The following is a 7,349-nucleotide window of genomic DNA, read 5'->3' on the forward strand; positions in this document are numbered from 1 at the left end:
TATTCAATATTATTTTTAGTTATTGGAGAAAAAATGGTAAATACAGGAAAAAAGTTGGAAGACTACGCACAATATGTGTATTCACAATTGCTACAACTCAACGATTTTGAAAATACATTAGTTTCTAAGAGAGTAACTATAAAAGGACAAAGTGGTGCAACAAATGAATTTGATGTCTATTATCAATTCTCTCATTTAAATGTTGAGTGTAGAGTAGCGATTGAATGTAAAGATTGGAAAAATAAAGTGTCAATCAAAGAGATTCGGGATTTTGCGACAAAATTATCTGATGTTGGATTGGGTAATATTATTGGAATAATGATTTCAAAAGTTGGTTTTCAAGAAGGAACAAAGACATTCGCCGATTCCTATGGAATAAAGCTAATGACTGAAGATGAGCTACCGACAATAACAGATATTGTTGCTGGTATTCTTAAGAAAGCATTTTTACCTGATGGGAAAATTCAAGGTGAACCTTTTTGGACATTGATGGAAATACAAGATGGAGATGTAACAGGAAGCTATTGTACAATTGCACCGAATCAGATTCCCTTGTTTTATTCCCAAAATATGGCAAACTATTATCTTAATTTAAGAATTGATAAAGATAAGTTTGTTGTTAGAGGTATTTCACAATATCAGTTGAGAGGACTTTTAGCCTTAGCTGACTTACACAGTCAAAAGTTTGTTCTTTTTCCGATTCCGTTTGCTACAGATCCTGATTTAGAAGATTACAAGGCAATAGTTGTGGAACCCTGTGTGATAAAAAAAGATTTTTTAAAGGAGTAAAAACAATGATCAACCGTTACTCTCGCCCTGAAATGGCGAATATTTGGAGTGAAGAAAATAAATACCGTGCGTGGCTTGAGGTGGAAATCTTGGCTGACGAGGCATGGGCTGAGTTGGGGGAAATCCCTAAGGAAGATGTGGCTTTGATTCGCGAGAAGGCGGACTTTGACATCGACCGTATCTTGGAGATTGAGCAGGAGACTCGCCACGATGTAGTGGCATTCACGCGTGCGGTTTCTGAGACTCTTGGTGAAGAGCGCAAGTGGGTCCACTATGGTTTGACTTCTACCGATGTGGTGGATACTGCCTACGGTTACCTTTACAAGCAAGCCAACGACATCATCCGTCGTGATCTTGAAAATTTCACCAATATCATTGCTGATAAGGCCAAGGAGCACAAGTTCACCATCATGATGGGGCGTACCCACGGAGTGCATGCGGAGCCGACGACTTTCGGTCTTAAGCTCGCGACTTGGTACAGTGAAATGAAGCGCAATATCGAGCGTTTCGAGCATGCGGCTGCTGGTGTGGAAGCTGGTAAGATTTCTGGTGCGGTTGGGAACTTTGCTAACATCCCACCGTTTGTGGAGCAATACGTCTGCGACAAGCTTGGGATTCGTGCTCAAGAAATCTCTACACAGGTGCTTCCTCGTGACCTTCACGCTGAGTACTTTGCAGTTCTTGCTAGCATTGCGACTTCCATCGAGCGCATGGCAACGGAAATCCGTGGTCTGCAAAAGTCTGAGCAACGCGAAGTAGAAGAGTTCTTTGCCAAGGGGCAAAAGGGTTCATCAGCTATGCCTCACAAACGTAACCCTATCGGTTCTGAAAACATGACTGGTCTTGCGCGTGTTATCCGTGGTCACATGATTACAGCCTATGAGAACGTAGCTCTCTGGCATGAACGTGACATCTCCCACTCATCAGCTGAGCGGATTATCACACCAGATACGACCATCTTGATTGACTACATGCTCAACCGTTTTGGCAATATCGTCAAGAACTTGACGGTCTTCCCAGAAAATATGATCCGCAACATGAACTCAACTTTCGGTCTTATCTTTAGCCAACGGGCTATGTTGACCTTGATTGAGAAAGGCATGACGCGGGAGCAAGCCTATGACCTAGTGCAACCAAAAACAGCCCACTCATGGGATAACCAAGTGGACTTTAAACCGCTTCTGGAAGCTGATCCAGAAGTTACTTCCCGCCTGACCCAAGAAGAAATTGACGAAATCTTCAACCCTCTTTACTACACGAAACGGGTGGATGATATTTTCCACCGTATAGGTTTGGATTAAAACAAAACTAAAAAATCCAGTAAAATCAAACTTGATTTTACTGGATTTTTGTTCTCTCACCAAGCAAAAGCATTGGTTGGGGTTTCTAAGGCTTTTAGCCAGGAATTGTCGGAAACACGGCAGAGGGTAACAGAAAGCCCTGCCATATCTAGGCTTGTGATGAGGTGACCTGTTTTGATAAAAGAAAGTTTCAAGCCCTCAATATCCAATAGTTGCAGGATATCATCTGTGAAAACGAGTTCTTCCAATTTTGAAGTGCCGCCTAAGTTATTGATGAGGAGAATAAATTCTTGTCCTTCTTGCCACTTGAATTTCATTTTGATTTTGTTGATAAGCTCAACAGCAAGCAGTTCGGAAGATTCAAACGGAACCATCCGATAACCGGGCTCACCGTGGATTCCAATTCCGTAGGAAATTTGACCTTGGGGCAAATCAAAGATAGGCAGCTGCTTGCTTGGTAAGGTGGCAGATTTTGTAGCTACTCCTAGTGTCGCAATGGAGGTGGACAGAGAAAGAGCGAGTTTTTCCAACTCATCCAGACTGGCTCCTTCTTTGGCAGCTTGCCCGAGAATTTTATGTAAAAGAATTGTTCCTGCAACCCCGCGGTGGCGGATTTGGAAATTGCTTTTTTCCACAGAAATATCATCATGAGAAATGATGTATTTGACTGGAATTCCTTCCTTGCGTGCTTGATAAATGGCTTGGGAAAATTCTTTAATATCAGCGTCGAAGTTTTTAATAATGACAAAAACGCCCTTGTCTTGATGCAGAAAACGAATGGTTTCTAAAATATGCTCAGCACAGGGGGGCACAAAAATGGGGCCACTAATAGCAGCGGTTAACATACCATCGCCCACATAGCCAAAATGAGCTGGTTCATGACCACTGCCGCCACCCGAAATAATGGGCACGACAGAAGAATCGTGCTGATTATGATAAATGACGGGCAGTTGTTTCAGCTGTGAAAGGTGAGGATACATGCGAGTAATTGCATTGATGTTTTGCTGAATGCTTGAATGAATTGAATTGATAATGTGAACCATATACTTGCCTTAATTTTCTATAGCTGTTTTGATTAGTTGTGTTAAAAGTTGCGCCTGTTGCTGGTAATCTTGCTCAGATAAATCCAGCAGATGTTTGATAGCATTCGCAAGCGCTTGACTGTGATACTGAATGAAAAAATGATACTCCATTTCAGAATGGAAAGGGCGGGAATGATATTCTCTGACGAGTTTGGCTACAAGTTGTTGACAGTAGGTTTGAAAATAAGAAGAAAAGTCATTTTGGTCAACGATGTCAAATAATTGTGCATAAAAACTCTTATTGACGTTAAAATAGTGCAGCAATTCTTGCAGCAGCTGATAGCCAGAGATATATTCCAGATTATCTGTGACTTGCTCTCGCAACTCCGTCTGAAAAATCCATTCTAATAATTCATACTTGTCCAGAAAATGATTGTAAAACGTTTGCCTGCGAATACCGGCGTCTTCCATAATTTGCCGAACAGAGATTTTTTCAAAAGCTTGTTCGGTCAGTAATTTTTTAAAGGATTTGGCAATCCTTTTTTTCGTGATTAAGGATGTTGCCATCTTCCCTCCTCAGTCTTTTTAGTTCTATTCTTAGTTTATCATGAATGATGCAATAGGAAAACTAAAAAGAGGGACAGATTTTTGATTTTGTCCGTTCCAAAATGGAGCAAAGAATTTTACAATAAAAATAAGAAACATAAAGCAAAGGAGAAACTCATGAAAAAAATTATCAATCAACCAACGGCTGTTGTGGACGAAATGCTAGACGGTCTGGCTTATATCCATGGTGATTTGGTGCATCGTGTAGAAGGCTTTGATATCATTGCTCGAAATAGCGAAAAATCTGGCAAGGTAGCGATTATCTCAGGTGGCGGGAGCGGTCATGAGCCTGCTCATGCTGGCTTTGTGGGCGACGGTATGTTGTCAGCTGCGATTTGCGGAGCGGTCTTTACTTCCCCAACTCCTGACCAAGTCTTGCAGGCAATCAAAGAAGCAGACGAGGGCGCAGGTGTATTCATGGTTATCAAGAATTATTCTGGCGACATCATGAACTTTGAAATGGCGCAGGATATGGCAGAAATGGAAGGAATCGAGGTGGCAAGTGTTGTTGTCGATGACGATATTGCTGTTGAGGACAGCCTTTACACGCAAGGCCGCCGTGGAGTTGCTGGTACCATTTTGGTTCATAAGATTTTGGGAAATGCTGCGCGTGCTGGAAAATCACTGAGTGAAATCAAGGCCTTGGCTGACGAATTGGTTCCTCAGATTCATACGGTTGGGCTGGCTCTCAGTGGAGCAACTGTTCCTGAAGTCGGAAAACCCGGCTTTGTGCTTGCTGATGATGAAATTGAATTTGGAATCGGCATTCATGGAGAGCCCGGCTATCGCAAAGAAAAAATGCAGCCATCTAAAGACTTAGCACAAGAATTAGTGGCAAAATTGAAAGACTCTTTTGAACTCAAAGCAGGAGAGAAAATCGGAATCCTTATCAATGGTATGGGGGCAACGCCGCTCATGGAACAATACGTCTTTGCCAACGATGTGGCTGGAATCCTTGCAGCAGCGGGTCTGGAAGTTGTTTACAAGAAATTAGGAAACTACATGACATCTATTGACATGGCAGGCATTTCTCTGACCTTTATCAAATTGGAATGTGAAGACTGGCTAGAAGCTTTGAACAGTCCTGTTGCAACGATTGCTTGGTAGGAGGTATGATATGGATGCAGCATTAGCAAAGAAATGGATGCTTCTCTTTAACGAAAAAATTCAAGCCAACAAAGACTACCTGTCAGAGTTAGACACGCCCATTGGTGACGGAGACCACGGTGGCAATATGGCGCGTGGTATGACAGCTGTCGTTGAAAATCTGGAAGGAAAAGATTTTGCCAATTCAGCAGAAGTCTTTCAAGCCGTCTCGATGCAATTGCTTAGCAAGGTTGGCGGGGCTTCTGGTCCTCTTTACGGCTCAGCCTTTATGGGAATAATGAAGGCTGAAAAAGAGGGTACTAGCTTGGCGGATGCTGTTCAAGCAGGGCTTGATATGATTCAAAAGCGAGGAAAGGCTGTTCCGGGTGAAAAAACCATGGTGGATGTCTGGTCTGGTGTGGTGATGGCTCTTCAAAAAGGAGAATTGACCAAAGAAACCATTCATACTTTGGTTGAAGCGACGAAAGATATGAAAGCAACGAAGGGTCGGGCTTCTTATGTCGGAGAGCGCTCTATCGGACATATTGACCCCGGTTCGTATTCATCAGGCTTACTTTTTGAAGCCTTGCTAGAAGTGGAGGAAAAAGCATGACAGAAGTTGGGATTGTCATCGTTTCTCATTCAAAATGGATCGCTCAAGGCCTTGTAGATTTAATTTCAGAAGTTGCCAAAGATGTCTTGCTGACCTATGTAGGTGGTACAGAAGATGGCGGCATTGGTACAAGTTTTGAACAAGTCCAAACGATTGTAGAAGCCAATGAAGCAGAGAAGATTTTAGCTTTCTTTGATCTTGGATCGGCTCGCATGAATCTGGAGCTGGTGGCAGACTTTTCAGATAAAGACATCATCATTAACAATGTTCCCATTGTTGAAGGAGCTTATACTACGGCTGCTCTCTTGCAAGCTGGTGCAGATTTGGCGACCATACAAGAACAATTGAAAGAGTTAGAAATTAAGAAATAAAGGAGTTTGATTATGATTCAGTATCTCGGTGAATTTTTAGGAACTTTCATCCTAGTATTGCTTGGCGACGGGGTTGTTGCCGGGAATGTTTTGAGCAAGACGAAAGAAGAAGGAACCGGCTGGGTTGCTATCGTTTTAGGCTGGGGGATTGCCTGTACCGTAGCGGTTTATGTATCCGGATTTTTTAGTCCAGCTCACTTGAATCCAGCGGTTACATTCGCAATGGCTTCTATTGGAGCGATTAGTTGGGGACAGGTTTTTCCGTTCATTCTTGCACAAATGCTGGGTGCCATGGCTGCGGCTTTTGTTCTATGGCTTCACTATTACCCTCATTGGGCTGAAACGAAAGATTCAGGCTTGATTTTAGCCAGCTTTTCAACGGGACCAGCCATTCGCCATACAGCTTCTAACTTTTTAGGAGAAGCGCTGGGAACGGCCATTCTTGTCATCACGATTATGGCAATTGGTCCAAATAAAGTTGCCGCTGGTTTGGGTCCAATCATCGTAGGAACAGTTATTTTTGCAGTCGGTTTCTCACTCGGACCAACGACAGGCTATGCGATCAATCCTGCACGGGATTTGGGACCGCGTATCATGCATGCTCTTTTACCAATTGCAAATAAAGGAGATTCTGACTGGTCCTATGCTTGGATTCCAGTCCTGGGTCCAATTGTCGGCGGTGTCGTAGGGGCTTTGCTCTACAATATCATTTTGGGTGTCATTTAAAAATAGTCAAAAGTAGGTTTCGGCCTACTTTTGTTGTCTCTTCTTGTGCTTCTTGTCTGAATTTTTTATAATAGCTGTATAGAATAGCGAGGATAGAGATGGCAAAGAAGCATTGGCTGAAATTACTTGGAGTGTTTTTGATTTTCGGAATAGTTGCCTGTCATTCAGTTTTGCTAGATCCAACTGAGCGAATAGATGAACAAAAAGAGTATCAAACTATTGTAGCGAAATTTCACCAGATAACGGTGCCTGAACTCAAAGAAAAGCAGGCTCAGAGTGAAAATTTTTATCTCTACATTGGGCGAGGAACTTGTCCACACTGTAGGCGATTTGTGAAACAGCTGGAACGAATCAAAACAAAATCTTTTTATTATTTAGAGAGTGAGAAAAAGACGCCAGAGTTAGTTGCTTTTCGTGAGGCATATAAGATAAAATTTGTTCCTTATTTTGGAAAATTTAGTGGTTTTACAGAAGAAAAAGTGCTACAAATCAAGAAAAATATGACTGCTAAAAAAATTGAGGATTTTATTAAGTAGGAGAAAAACAAGGTGACAGTAAATCTTGTTTTTTTCTTATAGCAAGAATAGAAAAATTGTTAAATAAAAAAAACAAAATACTTTTCAAATTGGTCTAGACGGGTTATAATGATGTCAAGATATAAAAAAGAGAGTGGGACAGAAATCAGTAGTTTCGTAGAAACTTGATTTCATCGTCCCACCTCTGCACAGCTCGAAAGGTTTGGAAATAAAGTCAAGTGAAGCTTGACGTCAAAAGGGCTGTAAAAGTTGATTTATCAACGTGTTAGAGTCCACTCAGCAGTGATTGATTGGCACTA

At 41.9% G+C, this 7,349-nt stretch carries 9 protein-coding genes; 7 read left to right on the forward strand and 2 right to left on the reverse strand.

What is annotated here, in order from left to right:
• Nucleotides 1–33: 33 nt before the first annotated feature.
• Together HMPREF2887_RS03805 and purB are read left to right on the forward strand one after the other, a co-directional pair.
• Nucleotides 34–789, forward strand: a complete 756-nt coding sequence (locus tag HMPREF2887_RS03805) for a restriction endonuclease (RefSeq protein WP_021001156.1) — start codon at nt 34–36, stop codon at nt 787–789.
• Nucleotides 790–794: 5 nt separating this feature from the next.
• Nucleotides 795–2,090, forward strand: a complete 1,296-nt coding sequence (gene purB, locus HMPREF2887_RS03810; RefSeq protein WP_021001157.1) for an adenylosuccinate lyase — start codon at nt 795–797, stop codon at nt 2,088–2,090.
• A gap of 56 nt (nt 2,091–2,146) precedes the next feature.
• Here purB and dhaQ read toward each other — a convergent pair whose 3' ends face one another.
• Both dhaQ and dhaS read right to left on the reverse strand, forming a co-directional pair.
• Nucleotides 2,147–3,133, reverse strand: coding sequence for a DhaKLM operon coactivator DhaQ (gene dhaQ / locus HMPREF2887_RS03815; protein ID WP_021001158.1), 987 nt, complete (start codon nt 3,131–3,133; stop codon nt 2,147–2,149).
• A 9-nt stretch (nt 3,134–3,142) separates the two neighbouring features.
• Entirely contained in the window at nt 3,143–3,679 is a 537-nt protein-coding gene (gene dhaS, locus HMPREF2887_RS03820; protein ID WP_003032039.1) for a dihydroxyacetone kinase transcriptional activator DhaS, read from the reverse strand.
• Between the two features lie 156 nt (nt 3,680–3,835).
• Here dhaS and dhaK point away from each other — a divergent pair, with 156 nt between their 5' ends.
• The 5 genes from dhaK (at nt 3,836) to HMPREF2887_RS03845 (ending at nt 7,050) form a co-directional block, all read left to right on the forward strand.
• Complete coding sequence (gene dhaK, locus HMPREF2887_RS03825; protein WP_057489851.1) at nt 3,836–4,825, forward strand: dihydroxyacetone kinase subunit DhaK; 990 nt, start codon at nt 3,836–3,838, stop codon at nt 4,823–4,825.
• A gap of 10 nt (nt 4,826–4,835) precedes the next feature.
• A complete protein-coding gene (gene dhaL / locus HMPREF2887_RS03830; RefSeq protein ID WP_037618931.1) occupies nt 4,836–5,417 on the forward strand; it encodes a dihydroxyacetone kinase subunit DhaL in 582 nt (193 codons plus the stop codon).
• Nucleotides 5,414–5,788: a dihydroxyacetone kinase phosphoryl donor subunit DhaM gene (dhaM, locus tag HMPREF2887_RS03835; RefSeq protein ID WP_003027196.1), complete on the forward strand. Its 375-nt coding sequence runs from the start codon at nt 5,414–5,416 to the stop codon at nt 5,786–5,788. Before dhaL ends, dhaM begins: the two co-directional genes overlap by 4 nt.
• Nucleotides 5,789–5,800: 12 nt before the next feature.
• On the forward strand, nt 5,801–6,514 hold the full coding sequence (locus HMPREF2887_RS03840; protein ID WP_003027198.1) for an MIP/aquaporin family protein: 714 nt from the start codon (nt 5,801–5,803) through the stop codon (nt 6,512–6,514).
• Nucleotides 6,515–6,612: 98 nt separating this feature from the next.
• Complete coding sequence (locus tag HMPREF2887_RS03845; RefSeq protein ID WP_057489500.1) at nt 6,613–7,050, forward strand: DUF6568 family protein; 438 nt, start codon at nt 6,613–6,615, stop codon at nt 7,048–7,050.
• Nucleotides 7,051–7,349: the final 299 nt, after the last annotated feature.

Origin of the sequence: Streptococcus sp. HMSC071H03, from assembly GCF_001813035.1 — a bacterium.
In the GTDB taxonomy this organism is placed as follows: domain Bacteria; phylum Bacillota; class Bacilli; order Lactobacillales; family Streptococcaceae; genus Streptococcus; species Streptococcus anginosus.

Coding starts and splice junctions, on each gene's coding strand:
- HMPREF2887_RS03805 (WP_021001156.1), top strand. CDS start 34: ATGGTAAATACAGGAAAAAAGTTGGAAGACTACGCACAATATGTGTAT.
- purB (WP_021001157.1), top strand. CDS start 795: ATGATCAACCGTTACTCTCGCCCTGAAATGGCGAATATTTGGAGTGAA.
- dhaQ (WP_021001158.1), bottom strand. CDS start 3,133: ATGGTTCACATTATCAATTCAATTCATTCAAGCATTCAGCAAAACATC.
- dhaS (WP_003032039.1), bottom strand. CDS start 3,679: ATGGCAACATCCTTAATCACGAAAAAAAGGATTGCCAAATCCTTTAAA.
- dhaK (WP_057489851.1), top strand. CDS start 3,836: ATGAAAAAAATTATCAATCAACCAACGGCTGTTGTGGACGAAATGCTA.
- dhaL (WP_037618931.1), top strand. CDS start 4,836: ATGGATGCAGCATTAGCAAAGAAATGGATGCTTCTCTTTAACGAAAAA.
- dhaM (WP_003027196.1), top strand. CDS start 5,414: ATGACAGAAGTTGGGATTGTCATCGTTTCTCATTCAAAATGGATCGCT.
- HMPREF2887_RS03840 (WP_003027198.1), top strand. CDS start 5,801: ATGATTCAGTATCTCGGTGAATTTTTAGGAACTTTCATCCTAGTATTG.
- HMPREF2887_RS03845 (WP_057489500.1), top strand. CDS start 6,613: ATGGCAAAGAAGCATTGGCTGAAATTACTTGGAGTGTTTTTGATTTTC.